This is a genomic window from Streptomyces sp. NPDC089799, from assembly GCF_040684755.1.
Taxonomy (GTDB): Bacteria; Actinomycetota; Actinomycetes; order Streptomycetales; family Streptomycetaceae; genus Streptomyces.
In genome coordinates this window covers 213,804-229,392 of record NZ_JBFBGR010000006.1, presented here as the reverse complement: position 1 = coordinate 229,392, position 15,589 = coordinate 213,804, and the positions used below count along the sequence as shown (strand labels likewise).

Genomic DNA, 15,589 nt, shown 5'->3' with positions numbered 1-15,589 from the left:
CCCGAACAGCCCCGGTGGCGGTGGCAACAACACTCCGAACACGCCCAACACCCCCAACACCCCCAACACCCCGGACTAAAGATCGGTCACATGACGGAGCCGCGCAGTGTGTGCACTGCGCGGCTCCGCCGCGTGACCCGGAAAGTCCGCGGTGTCCTCTTCCGTGTTCCTCTTTTACGGGAGCGGAACGTCTACCCCCGAGTTCACGCCCCGGGGGTGTTCGGCGTGTTCGGGGTGTTGGGTGTGTTGGGGGTGTTCGGCGTGTGGGAGCCGTTCGGGGTGTTCGGGGTATTGGGGGTGTTCGGGGTGTTGGGCGTGTTCGGGGTGTTCCCGCCACCCGGGGTGTTCGGCGTGTTCGGGGTGTTGGGCGTGTTCGGCGTGTTGGGGGTGTTCGGGGTGCCGGATCCGCCCGCCGCGTACGGGGTGTAAGGCGCGTACGGGGCGTAGGGCGCGTACGGGGCGTAGGGCGCGTACGCGGCGTACGAGATGCCTGCCGCCGCCGCTCGGGCCGCCGCCGGTGCGGCCGCGTGCGCGGGCTGCGCCTGCCGCAGGAGGTGCGTGATCTCCGGAAGCCGGGGGAGCCGCGGCAGTTCCGGCAGGGGAGGGAGCTGGGGGAGCTGCGGCAGGTGGGCGATCCTCGGTGAGGGGCCGGCCTGGCCGCGTACCGCGTCGGCGTGGGCGGTCCCCGTACCGAGGGCGGCCAGACCCCCCGCCGCCAGGGCGGCGATCACGATCCGCTGGAGCTTGTGCATGAAACGTACCCTCCGTGCTCGCATCCGTGCGCATTCGATTACTTGATGTGATCGGACGGTCGCCAAAGCTACACAGCGTGGCGAAAGGGTGGCGCCCGGCAAAGGCGCGGCGCGCGCTCCATCACCCGTTCGTCTCCGCCCCGGGCCCGTCCCGGGACTCCCACCCGTCCCTCCGGCCCCTCCTGCCCGCTCCTCCCGCGTCCCACCCGGCGCCGCGCCCGCCGGAGGCGCATGCTGGCACCAGGGGCCGGTCGGCCTGCCGGTGGGCGGCGTACCGACACGTCCGGCGCGGTTCGATTGACGAAACATACGGAGTCATGCATAGTTATGCCTGTCAGTGAATGCATCGTAAGGAGAAACCCGTGACCGAGCGCGTCGTACTCGCCTACTCGGGCGGCCTGGACACCTCCGTCGCCATCGGCTGGATCGCCGAGGAGACGGGCGCCGAGGTCATCGCCGTTGCCGTGGACGTCGGCCAGGGCGGCGAGGACCTGGACGTCATCCGCAAGCGCGCGCTCGCCTGCGGTGCCGTCGAGGCCGAGGTCGCGGACGCCCGGGACGAGTTCGCCAACGAGTACTGCCTCCCGGCGATCAAGGCGAACGCCCTCTACATGGACCGCTACCCGCTGGTCTCCGCCCTCTCCCGGCCCGCGATCGTCAAGCACCTCGTCGCCGCCGCCAAGAAGCACAACGCCTCCGTCGTCGCCCACGGCTGCACCGGCAAGGGCAACGACCAGGTCCGCTTCGAGGCCGGCATCCAGGCGCTCGGCCCGGACCTGAAGTGCATCGCCCCGGTCCGGGACTACGCGATGACCCGCGACAAGGCGATCGCCTTCTGCGAGGAGAAGCAGCTTCCGATCGCCACCACCAAGAAGTCGCCGTACTCCATCGACCAGAACGTCTTCGGGCGTGCGATCGAGACCGGCTTCCTGGAGGACATCTGGAACGCCCCGATCGAGGACATCTACGAGTACACCTCGAACCCGGCCACCCCGCGCGAGCCGGACGAGGTCGTCATCTCCTTCAAGGAGGGCGTCCCGGTCGCCATCGACGGCAAGCCCGTCACCGTGCTCCAGGCCATCCAGCAGCTCAACGAGCGGGCCGGCGGCCAGGGCATCGGCCGGATCGACATGGTCGAGGACCGCCTCGTCGGCATCAAGTCCCGCGAGGTGTACGAGGCCCCGGGCGCGATCGCGCTGATCACCGCCCACCAGGAGCTGGAGAACGTCACCGTCGAGCGCGAGCTGGCCCGCTACAAGCGGCAGGTCGAGCAGCGCTGGGGCGAGCTCGTCTACGACGGCCTGTGGTTCTCCCCGCTCAAGCGCGCCCTGGACGGCTTCATCAACGAGGCCAACCAGCACGTCACCGGCGACATCCGGATGACCCTGCACGGCGGCCGCGCCACGGTCACCGGCCGGAAGTCCGAAGAGGCCCTGTACGACTTCAACCTGGCCACCTACGACACGGGCGACACGTTCGACCAGTCCAAGGCGCAGGGCTTCATCGACATCTTCGCCCTCTCTGCGAAGATCGCCGCGAAGCGTGACCTCGGCTGATCCCGTAAGCACGCCGTAACCCCCGTGACCGCCTCCCCGTTCCCTCCGCGCGGGGAGGCTGTCGCACACTGGAAGCAGTCCTCAAGGAGCATCAGCAGTGAGCAGCAACAACGGTGACGTCCGGCTCTGGGGCGGCCGGTTCGCCGACGGCCCGGCCGAGGCCCTCGCGAAGCTTTCCGCCTCCGTCCACTTCGACTGGCGGCTGGCGCCGTACGACATCGCCGGCTCCCGTGCGCACGCCCGCGTGCTGCACAAGGCCGGCCTGCTGACCGCCGACGAGCTGGACCGCATGATCGCGGGTCTGGACCGGCTGGAGGCGGACGTGGCCGACGGCTCCTTCACCGGCACCATCGCCGACGAGGACGTGCACACCGCGCTGGAGCGCGGCCTGCTGGAGCGGCTCGGCCCCGACCTGGGCGGCAAGCTGCGGGCCGGCCGGTCCCGGAACGACCAGGTCGCCACCCTCTTCCGGATGTACCTGCGGGACCACGCCCGGATCATCGGCGGTCTGATCGCCGACCTGCAGGACGCGCTGGTGGGTCTCGCCGAGACCCACGCGGACGTGGCGATGCCGGGCCGGACCCACCTCCAGCACGCCCAGCCGGTGCTCTTCGCGCACCACGTGCTGGCCCACGTCCAGTCGCTGTCCCGGGACGCCGAGCGGCTGCGCCAGTGGGACACCCGCACCGCGGTCTCCCCGTACGGCTCCGGCGCCCTGGCCGGCTCCTCGCTCGGGCTGGACCCGGAGGCGGTCGCCGCGGACCTGGGCTTCGAGCGCGGCTCCGTCGGCAACTCGATCGACGGCACCGCCTCGCGCGACTTCGTCGCCGAGTTCGCCTTCGTCACGGCCATGATCGGGATCAACCTGTCCCGGATCGCCGAGGAGATCATCATCTGGAACACGAAGGAGTTCTCCTTCGTGACCCTCCACGACGCGTTCTCCACGGGCTCCTCGATCATGCCGCAGAAGAAGAACCCGGACATCGCCGAGCTCGCCCGCGGCAAGTCGGGCCGCCTCATCGGCAACCTGACCGGCCTGCTCGCCACCCTCAAGGCGCTCCCGCTCGCGTACAACCGGGACCTCCAGGAGGACAAGGAGCCGGTCTTCGACTCCTGCGACACCCTCGAGGTGCTGCTCCCGGCCTTCACCGGGATGATGGCCACCCTCACGGTCAACCGGGACCGGATGGAGGAGCTCGCCCCGGCCGGCTTCTCCCTCGCCACGGACATCGCGGAGTGGCTGGTCAAGCAGGGCGTCCCGTTCCGGGTGGCGCACGAGGTCGCGGGCGAGTGCGTGAAGGTCGCCGAGTCGGAGGACAAGGAGCTGGACGAGCTCACCGACGACCAGTTCGCGAAGATCTCCGAGCACCTCACCCCCGAGGTCCGCACGGTCCTCAACGTGCCCGGAGCACTGGCCTCCCGCAACGGCCGCGGCGGCACCGCCCCCTCGGCGGTCGCCGTCCAGCTCAACGAACTCAAGGCGGACCTGGTCATCCAGCACGCCTGGGCCCAGCACAAGCAGTAGCGGGCAGCGGCACGCGGCAACACCACAGGACCCCCGAGGGGGCGGCCGGGGCGGACGGGCCCCGACCGCCCCCTCGGCGCGTTCCGCTCCGCCCTACACCGCCCAGGCCGCCAGCGCGTCGAAGTCGGCCCGTGTGAGGCCGATCCGCTCGTCGATGTGCATCAGCAGGGTCTTCGCGGGGTGCCGGTGCTCCACGTACTCGCGGCGCTCATTTTCTCGGTCGTGTGGGTCTCTGCTGCCTCGAATGAGACGTCGGTGTCTCATTCGAGGTATGCTTGTCTCATGGCCATGGATCGTGACCAGGTGCTGCGCGCTGCCGCCGCCCTGCTCTCCCGCAAGTCGACCGCCACGATGGACGAGGTGGCGAAGGCCGCCGGCATCGGGCGGGCGACCCTGCACCGGCACTTCGCCGGGCGGGACGCCCTCGTCCGCGCGCTGGAGGGCCTCGGCATCCGGGAGTTCGAGGGCGCCTTCGACCGCGCCCGGCTGGACGACGGCTCCGCCGTCGACGCGCTGCGCCGGCTCGTCGCCGAGTCCGAGCCCAACGCCCAGCTGCTCGCCTTCCTCGTCACCGAGAACCAGCTGTTCGAGGGCGACCAGGTCAACGAGGGCTGGTCGCGGCTCGACGCCAGGGTGTCCGCCCTGTTCAAACGGGGCCAGGAAGAAGGCGACATCCGCATCGACCTGAGCCCGGCATGGCTCACCGAGGCCCTCTACGGCCTCATCGGAACCTGCGCCTGGGCCGTCATGGACGGCCGGGTCGCAGCCAAGGACTTCCAGTACATGATCACCGAGCTGCTGCTCGGTGGCGCCCGACGGAGTGTGGAGAAATGAGCGGGACCCAAGCACTGACCAGCCCGAGCGGGACGGAGGTCAAGAGCCCCGGACGCTGGCTGGCCCTGTCCGTACTCGTGCTCGCCGTGCTGCTGGTCGCCGTCGACGCGACCGTGCTCGGCCTCGCCACGCCCTCCCTCTCCGAGGACCTGGAGCCCTCCGGCAGCCAGCTGCTCTGGATAGGTGACATCTACTCCTTCGTCATCGCCGGCCTGCTCGTCTCCATGGGCTCCCTCGGCGACCGGATCGGCCGCAAGAAGCTGCTGCTCACCGGTGCCACCGCGTTCGGCGCCGTGTCCGTCCTCAACGCGTACGCGACCAGCCCCGAGATGATGATCGTGGCCCGGGCGCTGCTCGGCGTGGCCGGCGCGACCCTGATGCCCTCCACCCTGGCGCTGATCCGCAACATCTTCCACGACCCCAAGGAGCGCAGCCTCGCCATCGGCATCTGGGGCGCCACCGCCTCCGCCGGTGCCGCCGTCGGCCCGGTCATCGGCGGGTTCCTGCTCCAGCACTTCTACTGGGGCTCGGTCTTCCTGATCAACCTTCCCGTGATGGCCGTGCTCGTCCTCGTCGGCATCAAGCTGCTGCCCGAGTCGAAGAACCCGGTCACCGGCCCCTGGGACCTGGTGAGCGTCGCGCTCTCGCTGGTCGGCGTCATCGGCGTCGTCTACGCCGTCAAGGAAGCCGCCACGCACGGCCTGACCCGGGAGGTCTGGGCCGCCGCGGTGATCGGCGCGGGTGCCCTGTACGCCTTCGTACGGCGCCAGTACACCCTCGCCTCCCCGCTGCTCGACATGCGGCTGTTCCGGCACCGCGGCTTCTCGGGCGCCGTCCTCGCCGACCTGCTGACCGTGTTCGGCCTCTCCGGACTGGTCTTCTTCCTCTCCCAGTTCCTGCAACTGGTCCAGGGGCGCGAGCCGTTCGAGGCCGGCCTGGCCGAACTCCCCGCCGCCATCGGCGCCGTGGTCACCGGTCTCATCGCCGGCCGCTACGCCCGGAAGTACTCGGTGCGCACGATCGTCTCCGGCGGTCTGGCCGCCATCGGCCTGGCCCTCGGCGCGCTCACCCTGGTGCACAAGGAGACCGGCTACCCGCTGCTCGGCGCGGCCCTGCTGGTCGTCGGCCTCGGCGCCGGCTTCTCCTTCACCGTCACCGCCGACGTGATCCTCTCCAGCGTGCCCAGGGAGCAGGCCGGTTCGGCCTCCGCCGTCTCCGAGACGGCGTACGAACTCGGCGCCGCGCTCGGCATCGCCCTGCTCGGCTCCATCGTGACCGGTGTCTACCGGGGCTTCACCGCCCCGGCCGGAGTCCCGGCCGACGCCGCCCGCGCCGCCCACGAGTCACTGGGCGGAGCCGTCGAGGCCGCGCACGGCCTGGACCCCGCCACGGGCGCCACCATGGTGGAGGCCGCCCAGGAGGCCTTCACCGACGGCCTCCGCCTCGCCTCCGGAGTCGGCGCCCTGGTCCTGCTCGCGACCGCCGTCGCGGCCTGGTTCCTGCTGCGCGGCCAGAAGCTCCAGGACGGCGTCGAGCACTGACCGCCCCTGCGGACGGGGCACCGGCGAAATCCGGACGCCCCGTCCGCCGGACGGTCCGGGTCCGTGGTTGACACCATGATCACGGGCGCGACACCATCCGGCCAATGGAGATCACCGATCTGACTCCGGCCGAGCGCCGCCTCTGGGACGCCTTCCCGCGCGGTGAGGGCGTCGACTTCCGCGAGGACCCCGAGGAGCCCTCCACCGAGGGGGCCTCCTGGGGCCCGGAGCGCACCGTGCGCGCCGAGGTGCTGCGGGCCCTGCTGGTCAGCGGCCCGGCCACGGACGGCCATATCGCCGGGCTGAAGGTCTACGGCGCCCGCATCACCGGCAAGCTCGATCTGAAGTACGCCGTCGTCGACCACCCGATCAGGCTCCGCGGCTGCTGGTTCGAACGCAAACCCCTGATGTACGGCGCACAGTTGCGCACCCTGGTCCTCGCCGGCTCCACCCTGCCCGGCCTCACCGCCGCCACCCTGCGGGTGGAGCTGGTGCTCCGCCTCTCCGACTGCCGGATCGACGGCCCCGTCCGGCTGGCAGGTGCCAGGATCTCCGGGGGCCTCTTCCTCCAGTGCGCGGTGATCCGGCCCTCGGCCGAGGCCGACGAGGCCCACGAGCCCCCGCTCCAGCTCAACCACGCCGACATAGGGACGGACATCATCGCCAACGAGCTCACCGTCCACGGTGAGTTCCGGATCAACGGCAGCACGGTGGCCGGGCAGGTCAACCTCGATCGCGCCCGACTGCTGAACCCCGGCGGCTCGGCCCTGCACGCCGAGACCCTCGCCGTCGGCACCGACCTGCGGGGCCACCGGATGGAGGCCGAAGGGCTGGTCAACCTCGCGGGCGCGCGCGTCCCCCGGCAGCTCGACCTCACCCGGGCCCGGCTCGCCAATCCCGGAGGCGTGGCACTGCGCCTGAGCAGCGCCGGCATCGGCGAGTTCTGGCTGCGCAACTGCGATCCCATCCAGGGCATCGTCAACCTGCGGCGCAGCCAGCTGGACATGCTCTACGCAGAGCCCGGCGTATGGCCCGAGAAGGTCCGCATGGGCGGACTCACCTACCGGGTGCTGCATCCCACCCTGCCCGCCGCGGCACGGCTGCCGCTGCTGGACCGCGAGGACGACGGCTACCTGCCGTACTCCTACGAGCAGCTCGCGGCCGGCTACCGCACCGTCGGCGACGAGGCCGAGGCCCGCACCGTCCAGCTCGCCAAGCTCCGCCGGCACCGGCGGACCCTGCCGCGGCACACCAGGCTCTGGGGGCTGATGCAGGACGTCACCGTCGGCTACGGCTTCCGCCCCCTGCGTGCCGCGGCCTGGCTGCTGGCGCTCCTGCTCATCGGGACGGTGGCCTTCTCGGCCCATCACCCCCGCCCGCTCAAGGCCGACGAGGCCCCCGACTTCAACCCGGTCTTCTACACCATCGACCTGCTCCTGCCGATCATCGGATTCGGCCAGGAACAGGCGTTCGCGCCGTCGGGCTGGCAGCAGTGGCTGTCCTACCTGCTGATCGTCACCGGCTGGATCCTGGCGACCACCACGGCGGCCGGAGTCAGCCGCTCCCTGCGCAGGTCATAGCAGGAGCCCCGGGGCGCACCCCGGGGCTCCGTCGTGACCGGTGCGGTCCGCGGCTCAGGCCGCCTTCGCCTTGGTCGCGTACATGTCGACGTACTCCTGGCCGGAGAGGCGCATGACCTCGGCCATCACCGAGTCGGTGACCGCGCGCAGCACGTAGCGGTCGCGGTCCATGCCCTCGTAGCGGGAGAACTCCTGCGGCTCGCCGAACCGGACCGTGACCCGGCCCGGACGCGGCATGCCGGCGCCGCCCGGCTGCAGCTTGTCCGTGCCGATCATCGCGAACGGCACCACCGGCGCGCCCGTCATCAGGGTGAGCCGGGCGATGCCGGTGCGGCCCCGGTAGAGGCGGCCGTCGGGGGAGCGGGTGCCCTCCGGGTAGATGCCGAAGATCCGGCCCTCCTCCAGCACCCGGCGGCCGGTCATCAGGGCCGCGACACCGCCGTTCGCGCCGTCCCGGTCGACCGGGATCATGCCGGCGCCGGTGAAGAACCAGGCCATCAGGCGGCCCTTGAGGCCCTTGCCGGTCACGTACTCGTCCTTGCCGATGAAGTGCACCGTACGGTCACAGACCAGCGGAAGGATCATGGAGTCGATGAAGGTCAGGTGGTTGCCCGCGAGGATGACCGGACCGGTGCCCGGGATGTGCTCGGCCCCCTCCACGCGGATGCGGAACATCATGCGCATGACGGAACCGACAGTGGCTTTCAGAAGCCTGGTACGGAACAACGGTGAGCCCTCCGGCATCGACAGGCGGGTGCGCACCGCGCGCGGGCCGTGCAGGGGTACGGGTGCGGCAGTGCAGGTGTGGACGATACTCGCGGGTCAGTCCGGCGCGCACATCGGGTTCACGTGATGGATACGTCGTGTTGACGCACGTTTCCGCCATGTTCCGGCGGGGGTGGCCCGTTCGACACACCCCGCTGCCTACGATCGCGGCGCCGATTCGGGCCCGAGGGTCGCGGTGGGCCGGTGATCCCGGCACCTCCGGACCGCGGGCGGACAGGGACGACCGGGAGACGACGATGACACAGGGCGGGGCGGCACGGCGCACGGTACTCGGGGCGGCGGTGCTCGCGGCGGGCGGCGGCACGCTGGGGCTCGGCGCGGGTACGGCGCACGCGGACGGACCGGCCGCGGCCGGCGCGGGTGCAGCGGGCGCAGAGGGTGCAGGGGCCGGGGCGGCCGGCGTGGCCGAAGCGGGCCGCGGGCCCGGCGGGGGAGGCTACCGCGACCTGCCGTACCCCACGGTGATCGGCCATCGCGGCGCCAGCGGCTACCGCCCCGAGCACACCATCGGCTCGTACCAGCTGGCCCTGGACCTGGGCGCCGACGTCATCGAGCAGGACCTGGTCCCCACCCGCGACGGCCACCTCGTGTGCCGCCACGAGAACGAGATCGGCGGCACCACGGACGTCGCCGACCACAAGGAATTCGCCTCCCGCCGCACCACCAAGACCGTCGACGGCGTGGCGGTGACCGGCTGGTTCACCGAGGACTTCACCCTCGCCGAGCTGAAGACCCTCCGGGCCAAGGAGCGCATCCCCGCCCTCCGCCCGCGCAACACCCTCTACGACGGCCGCTGGCCCGTGCCCACCTTCGAGGAGGTGCTGCGCTGGGCCAACCGGGAGGGCCGCCGCCGCGACCGGCAGATCTGGCTGCACGTCGAGACCAAGCACCCCAGCTACTTCCGCTCCCTCGGCCTCGGCCTGGAGGAACCGCTCGCCCGGCTGCTGCGCCGCCACGGCCGCGACCGCCAGGACTCGCCCGTGTTCCTGCAGTCCTTCGAGCCCTCCAGCATCCAGCGCCTCTCCCGCCTGGTCTCCGCACCCCGGGTGGTCCTGCTCTCCCAGGCGAACACCCGTCCCTGGGACTTCGAGCAGGCCGGGGACCCCCGCACGGTCGCCGACCTGGTCAGGCCCGAGGGCCTCAAGTGGATCGCCGGCTTCGCCCAGGGCATCGGCCCCACCCTCGACCTCGTCATCCCCAAGGACGCGGACGGGAAGCTCGGCACGCCGACCACGCTGGTCCGCGACGCCCACGCGCGCGGCCTGGTGCTGCACCCGTGGACCGGACGCAACGAGAACGCCTTCCTGCCCGCCGACTTCCGCAAGGGCACCGACCCGGCCGCCTACGGAGACGTGTTCGGCGCCTACCGGACGTACTTCGAGCAGGGCATCGACGGCATCTTCAGCGACAACCCGGACACCGCACTGCTCGCCGCCGAGGACTTCCGCCCCGGCCGCCGCCCCGTCAACCGGTAACCGGATCCTCCCGTACGAGTGGGGCGCGGCCGGCGGGGAAACCACCGGCCGCGCCCGCCGCGTCCCGCCGGGCATGAAACCGGTGAAGGTGGAAGAAGCCGCTCCGGGACCGGCGCCCGCGGGGCAGGCGGACCTGGTGACGGAACTCGGCCCGCTGCTCTCCGCGGAAGCGGAGGCGGAAGCCCAGGCCGCGGGAATGGACCCGGCCGACATCGAACAGGAGGTCTGGGTACGCCTCCTGGAACGGGGCCCGGCCCGCCCGCAGGAACCCGCCCGCTGGCTGCGCGGTGCCGTGCGCGCCGAGGCCCGCCGCGCCCGGCGCCGGGCCCGCCGGGAGGTCCCGTGCCGCGAGGTGCCGCACCGCGAGGACGCGTACGGCACCCCGCCGGGCGCCCGTACGGTCCCCGAAGAGGAGCTGCTCGACCGGGAGACGGGGCTGGTTCTCCGAACGGCGGTCGCCCGATTGCCGGGACGGTGTCCGGAGCTGATTCGGGCACTTCTCTCGCCCAGGGACCTTACCTACCGTGAAATCGCAGGAGAGTTGGGTATCTCACAAGGAAGTTTGGGGCCCATACGTTCCCGTTGCCTGGGATGTCTGCGCAGAATGCTGGCTGCAGAGGTTGCGGCACCCGGTCCGTGGGGAAGGGAGCCGTAGAACGACGGGCCATCAGGGTGAGCGGAGGCATGCGCACATGGGCATGAGCGTGACCATTTCGTCGGCGGCCGCCGAGGACGCGGAACAGATCTTCAAGCTCCAGTACCTCGCCTTCCAGAGCGAGGCCGAGCTGTACGGCAACTACCGCATCCAGCCCCTCACGCAGACCTTCGAGTCGCTCAAGGAGGAGCTGGCCTCGGACACCGTGCTCGTGGCCCGGCTCGGCGACGAGGTGGTCGGCGCGATCCGCGGCAGGACCGACGACAAGGGCACGGGCAGCATCACCAAGCTCTGCGTCCACCCGCGCATGCAGGGCCACGGCCTGGGCAACCGCCTGCTGCGCGCCATGGAGGACTCCCTGGCCGGCACCGCCAAGGCCGCCCGCTTCCGCCTGCACACCGGCCGCAAGAGCGAGTCCAACCTCCGCATGTACCGCAAGGCGGGCTACGTCGCGGTCGGCGGCCGCACCGCCTCCGACGGCATCGAGCTGGTCATCCTGGAGAAGGACGCCAAGGACGCCGCCGACTACGCGGTCAGCGCGTAACGGCAGAACCGGGAAGCAGGACCGGGAAGGGACCGGGAAGGCGAACCGGGAAGACGGAAGAGGAAGGGGCCGGCCCGTGGCGGGCCGGCCCCTTCCTCCGGTTCTCCGGGTGTTCGGTCCGTCGGCTCTTCAGCCGCGCGCCCGGCGCAGCCACAGCATCCCGGTGACCGGAAGGATCACCGGGATGAACAGGTAGCCCATCCCGAAGTCCGACCACACCGTCGCGTCGGGAAACGCCTCCGGGCGCACCAGCGTCCAGGTGCCCACCGAGAGCACGCCCGCCAGCTCGGCACCGCAGCACACCAGCGCCGCCCTCCGGGCGGTCTCTCCGCCGCGCACCAGCGAGTACGTGATGAAGGCGTAGACCAGGGCGGCCGCCGCCGACAGCGAGTAGGCCAGCGGCGCCCGGTCGAACTCCGTGGCGATCTGGTAGACCGAGCGCGACAGCGCGCCCACCACCATCACCCCGTACAGCCACACCAGCAGCAGTCCGGGTCCCGACACCAGACGTTCCGGCCTTCCGGCCGCGTCCGCCGCCGGCGCCCGCCCGTCCTGCGGGGTCGCGGCCGCCCCGGGCGCCCCTGCCCCGCCGGATGTCGTCTCAGGCACCGGTGCCTCCCCAGATGTCGTGCAGCCGTACTTCGAGGACGGCCAGGACCACCGCGCCCGCGGCCACGGTCACCGACCCCCACTTGGTGCGCTCGGACAGCGAGAGCATCCCGGCGGCCGGGACCGCCGCGAACGCGCCGAGCAGGTACGCGGTGAAGATCACCCCGCCCTCGTCGGGCTTCTCGCCCTGCGCCAGCTTGACCAGCCCGATCACCAGCTGCGCCAGGGCCAGCACGGTCACCACGGCCATGCCGATGAAGTGCCAGTCCTTGGTCGGCTGGTCGCGGTAGGCGGCGAAACCGCACCACACGGCGAGGGCCAGTGCGGCCGTGCCGAGGGCGATCGTCAGGGCGTCGAGCATGCAGCGAGAGTATTACGGCCCCGGGGACCTGCTGCGGCCGCCCCTGGCCCGCCTCCCCGCACACCGTGGTCTTGACCACACGGCATCCGGCCGACGGCCTCCGCGCGGGCCCGGCCGCAGACGGGTCCTATACGGCCTCCGGGCGGTGTCCGCGCAGGTCAGGACGGGAAGACCGGGGACCGGGCCCTTCGGGTGACAACGTCCCCGGTGTCCGGAATGTGGCCGCCATTCGTCCGCTATCCGGACATTGTTGATCGGTCAGCGATTCCTTCTGCTTTACTGGGGCCCATGACCACGACGAGCAGCCGCACCCTTGCGACCGAGGCGATGATGACGCCCGGTGCTCGTTGTATGTGTCGAATGTGCGCCTTCTGAGGGCCCTTCTCCCACGCGCCTCGCGCCCCGAAGCGAGACCCCGGCCGAGCCTGTCCGCATCCCGGACGGCTCCTGCCCGCGTCCCCCCCCCCAGATGATTCGCCCCGTGCCCGGCTGCCCGCCCGCGCCGCGCACTCGACAGCGACGGAAATCCTGTGATCACCACATCGGGCCTCACGAAGGTCTACCAGTCCCGTGGCCGCGAGGTCACCGCCCTGGACGGCATCGACCTGCACGTCCGAGAGGGCGAGGTCTACGGAGTCATCGGCCAGAGCGGCGCCGGCAAGTCCTCCCTCATCCGCTGCGTCAACCTGCTGGAACGCCCCACCACCGGCACCGTGACCGTCGACGGAGTCGACCTCACCGCCCTGGCCGGCCGCGGCCGGCGCGCCGGCAAGGAGCTCCGCAAGGCCCGCAGCCGGATCGGCATGGTCTTCCAGCACTTCAACCTGCTGTCCTCGCGGACCGTGCAGGACAACGTCGAACTGCCCCTGGAGATCCTCGGCGTCTCCGGCCGCGAGCGCTCCCGCAAGGCCCTCGAACTCCTGGACCTGGTGGGCCTCGCCGACAAGGCCAAGGCCCACCCCGGCCAGCTCTCCGGTGGCCAGAAGCAGCGCGTCGGCATCGCCCGCGCCCTGGCCGGCGACCCCAAGGTGCTCCTCTCCGACGAGGCCACCAGCGCCCTGGACCCCGAGACCACCCGCTCCATCCTCCAGCTGCTGCGCGACCTCAACCGGCAGCTCGGCCTGACGGTCCTGCTCATCACCCACGAGATGGACGTCGTCAAGTCGATCTGCGACTCGGCCGCCCTGATGAAGAGGGGCCGCATCGTGGAATCCGGCCGGGTCTCCGAACTGCTCGCCACCCCCGGCTCCGAACTCGCCAGGGAACTCTTCCCGCTGACCGGCACCGCCACCGGCGCGGAGCACACGGTCATCGACGTCACCTTCCACGGCGACAGCGCGACCCAGCCGGTCATCTCCCAGCTGGCCCGCACCTACAACATCGACATCTCGATCCTCGGCGCCGCGATGGACACCGTGGGCGGCCGGCAGATCGGCCGGATGCGCATCGAGCTGCCCGGCCGCTACGAGGACAACGTCGTCCCGGTCGGCTTCCTGCGCGAGCAGGGCCTTCAGGTGGACGTGATCGACGCGGTTGACGCGGTGGATGTGACCGACGCAGACAGCGAGCTCGCCGAGCTCGTCAAGGACGGTGCCCAGTGACCTGGTCGGAAATGCAGCCCCTGCTCAACCAGGGCACGTACGACACCCTCTACATGGTCCTCTGGGCCACCGTGGTCACCGTCCTCGGCGGCCTGCCGCTGGGCGTGCTGCTGGTCCTCACCGACAAGGGCGGCCTGCTGCAGAACCGTCCCTTCAACAAGGTCCTCGGCGTGGTCGTGAACATCGGCCGCTCGCTGCCCTTCATCATCCTGCTGATCTGGCTGATACCGGTGACCAAGTGGGTGATCGGCCTGATCACCGGCATCCCCACCTACATCGGCCCCACCGCGATGATCGTGCCGCTCTCCATCGGCGCCATCCCGTTCTTCGCGCGCCTGGTGGAGACGGCCGTCCGCGAGGTCGACCCCGGACTCGTCGAGGCCGCCCAGGCCATGGGCGGCGGCATCCCGACCGTCGTGTGGAAGGTCCTGCTCCCGCAGGCCCTGCCCTCCCTGGTCTCCGGCCTCACCACCACCGTCATCGCCCTCATCGGCTACTCGGCGCTCGCCGGCGCCGTCGGCGGCGAGGGCCTCGGAAGCCTCGCGATCACCTACGGCTACCAGCGCTTCGAGGGCGACTTCATGCTCGTCACCGTCGTCGTCCTCATCGTGATCGTCACCGCCGTCCAGCTGATCGGCGACGGAGCGGTACGGCTCCTCGCCCGCCGCGGCCGGACCGCCTGACCCGGGGACCCGCCACCCGGACCCACCACCCGGCGGCCCCCGCCACCGCGCGGATCCAGCCACCCGGCGGACCCCGCCACCGTGCGGATTCCGCCGCCCCACAGACCACACCCCACACACAGCCCGCACTTGTCGTGCTCGGGCGTAGACCGCACCACCCAAGAAAGAGGCACTCTTCGTGCGCAACAACATCAAGCTCACCGCCGTCGCCGCCGTCACCACCGCGCTCGCCCTCGGCGTGACCGCCTGCGGCAGCTCCTCCGACCCGGCCTCCGCCAAGAAGGCCGACGGATCCGTCGACACCAGCGCACCGCTCGTCGTGGCCGCCTCGCCGACCCCGCACGCCGACATCCTGAAGTTCGTCAAGGACAACCTCGCCGAGAAGGCCGGCCTCAAGCTGGACGTCAAGGAGTTCACCGACTACGTCCTGCCCAACAAGGCCACCGAGGACGGCCAGGTCGGCGCCAACTTCTTCCAGCACAAGCCGTACCTCGACGACTTCAACGCCAAGAACGGCACCCACATCGTGCCCGTCGTCAACGTGCACCTGGAGCCGCTCGGCCTCTACTCCAAGAAGGCCAAGGCCCTCGCCGACATCAAGGCCGGCCAGACCGTCGCCGTCCCCAACGACAACACCAACGAGGGCCGCGCCCTCCAGCTGCTCGCCGAGAACAACCTGATCACCCTCAAGCAGGGCGTCGGATCCACCGCGAAGCTCTCCGACATCACCGACGCCAAGGGCCTGAAGTTCAAGGAGCTGGAGGCCGCCACCCTGCCCCGCGCCCTCGGCGAAGTCGACGCCGCCGTGATCAACGGCAACTACGCCATCGAGGCCGACCTCAAGCCCAAGGAGCAGGCCCTGGCGCTGGAGAAGGCCGAGGGCAACCCGTACGCCAACTTCCTCGCCGTGAAGAAGGGCAACGAGAACGACCCGCGCGTGGTGAAGCTCGCCGAACTCCTGAACTCGCCCGAGGTCAAGAAGTTCATCGAGGACAAGTACGCCGGCTCCGTCATCACCGCCTTCGGCAAGCCGCAGTCCTGACCCGCGGCACCCCGGGGGACCGGCGGCCCCGCACCCCACGAGCCA

General features: G+C 71.1%; 15 protein-coding genes. 11 read left to right on the top strand and 4 right to left on the bottom strand.

The window, feature by feature from the left end; genetic code table 11:
- Window positions 1-203: 203 nt before the first annotated feature.
- Window positions 204-752 (bottom strand): hypothetical protein, encoded by a 549-nt coding sequence (locus AB0O36_RS08525; RefSeq protein WP_365105955.1) that lies wholly within the window; start codon window positions 750-752, stop codon window positions 204-206.
- A gap of 362 nt (window positions 753-1,114) precedes the next feature.
- Here AB0O36_RS08525 and AB0O36_RS08520 point away from each other — a divergent pair, with 362 nt between their 5' ends.
- From AB0O36_RS08520 to AB0O36_RS08500, 5 genes are all read left to right on the top strand, one after another.
- On the top strand, window positions 1,115-2,308 hold the full coding sequence (locus AB0O36_RS08520) for an argininosuccinate synthase (protein ID WP_365105952.1): 1,194 nt from the start codon (window positions 1,115-1,117) through the stop codon (window positions 2,306-2,308).
- Between the two features lie 97 nt (window positions 2,309-2,405).
- Window positions 2,406-3,833: an argininosuccinate lyase gene (gene argH / locus AB0O36_RS08515; RefSeq protein ID WP_365105949.1), complete on the top strand. Its 1,428-nt coding sequence runs from the start codon at window positions 2,406-2,408 to the stop codon at window positions 3,831-3,833.
- A gap of 282 nt (window positions 3,834-4,115) precedes the next feature.
- The gene (locus AB0O36_RS08510) at window positions 4,116-4,667 is read left to right on the top strand and encodes a helix-turn-helix domain-containing protein (RefSeq protein ID WP_365105946.1); all 552 of its coding nucleotides are present in this window, start codon (window positions 4,116-4,118) and stop codon (window positions 4,665-4,667) included.
- Complete coding sequence (locus AB0O36_RS08505) at window positions 4,664-6,208, top strand: MFS transporter (protein ID WP_365105943.1); 1,545 nt, start codon at window positions 4,664-4,666, stop codon at window positions 6,206-6,208. The genes AB0O36_RS08510 and AB0O36_RS08505 overlap by 4 nt, the downstream gene beginning before the upstream one ends.
- 104 nt (window positions 6,209-6,312) lie before the next feature.
- Complete coding sequence (locus AB0O36_RS08500; RefSeq protein ID WP_365105940.1) at window positions 6,313-7,788, top strand: membrane-associated oxidoreductase; 1,476 nt, start codon at window positions 6,313-6,315, stop codon at window positions 7,786-7,788.
- Window positions 7,789-7,842: 54 nt separating this feature from the next.
- On the opposite strand, the gene AB0O36_RS08495 is transcribed toward AB0O36_RS08500, so the two are convergent.
- Window positions 7,843-8,532: a lysophospholipid acyltransferase family protein gene (locus AB0O36_RS08495; RefSeq protein WP_365106179.1), complete on the bottom strand. Its 690-nt coding sequence runs from the start codon at window positions 8,530-8,532 to the stop codon at window positions 7,843-7,845.
- 278 nt (window positions 8,533-8,810) lie between these two features.
- Here AB0O36_RS08495 and AB0O36_RS08490 point away from each other — a divergent pair, with 278 nt between their 5' ends.
- The 3 genes from AB0O36_RS08490 (at window position 8,811) to AB0O36_RS08480 (ending at window position 11,248) form a co-directional block, all read left to right on the top strand.
- Entirely contained in the window at window positions 8,811-10,049 is a 1,239-nt protein-coding gene (locus AB0O36_RS08490; RefSeq protein WP_365105937.1) for a glycerophosphodiester phosphodiesterase, read from the top strand.
- A gap of 73 nt (window positions 10,050-10,122) precedes the next feature.
- A complete protein-coding gene (locus tag AB0O36_RS08485) occupies window positions 10,123-10,704 on the top strand; it encodes a sigma-70 family RNA polymerase sigma factor (protein WP_365105934.1) in 582 nt (193 codons plus the stop codon).
- Between the two features lie 37 nt (window positions 10,705-10,741).
- Window positions 10,742-11,248: a GNAT family N-acetyltransferase gene (locus AB0O36_RS08480; RefSeq protein WP_365105931.1), complete on the top strand. Its 507-nt coding sequence runs from the start codon at window positions 10,742-10,744 to the stop codon at window positions 11,246-11,248.
- A 129-nt stretch (window positions 11,249-11,377) separates the two neighbouring features.
- Here AB0O36_RS08480 and AB0O36_RS08475 read toward each other — a convergent pair whose 3' ends face one another.
- Together AB0O36_RS08475 and AB0O36_RS08470 are read right to left on the bottom strand one after the other, a co-directional pair.
- Window positions 11,378-11,755: a hypothetical protein gene (locus tag AB0O36_RS08475; protein WP_365106176.1), complete on the bottom strand. Its 378-nt coding sequence runs from the start codon at window positions 11,753-11,755 to the stop codon at window positions 11,378-11,380.
- A 94-nt stretch (window positions 11,756-11,849) separates the two neighbouring features.
- Entirely contained in the window at window positions 11,850-12,218 is a 369-nt protein-coding gene (locus AB0O36_RS08470) for a hypothetical protein (RefSeq protein ID WP_365105928.1), read from the bottom strand.
- A 530-nt stretch (window positions 12,219-12,748) separates the two neighbouring features.
- Between AB0O36_RS08470 and AB0O36_RS08465 the strand changes: the two genes are divergently transcribed.
- The 3 genes from AB0O36_RS08465 (at window position 12,749) to AB0O36_RS08455 (ending at window position 15,544) form a co-directional block, all read left to right on the top strand.
- Window positions 12,749-13,819: an ATP-binding cassette domain-containing protein gene (locus tag AB0O36_RS08465; protein ID WP_365105926.1), complete on the top strand. Its 1,071-nt coding sequence runs from the start codon at window positions 12,749-12,751 to the stop codon at window positions 13,817-13,819.
- Window positions 13,816-14,502, top strand: a complete 687-nt coding sequence (locus tag AB0O36_RS08460) for a methionine ABC transporter permease (protein ID WP_365105923.1) — start codon at window positions 13,816-13,818, stop codon at window positions 14,500-14,502. The genes AB0O36_RS08465 and AB0O36_RS08460 overlap by 4 nt, the downstream gene beginning before the upstream one ends.
- Before the next feature lie 178 nt (window positions 14,503-14,680).
- Entirely contained in the window at window positions 14,681-15,544 is an 864-nt protein-coding gene (locus AB0O36_RS08455; RefSeq protein WP_365105921.1) for a MetQ/NlpA family ABC transporter substrate-binding protein, read from the top strand.
- Window positions 15,545-15,589 lie beyond the last annotated feature (45 nt).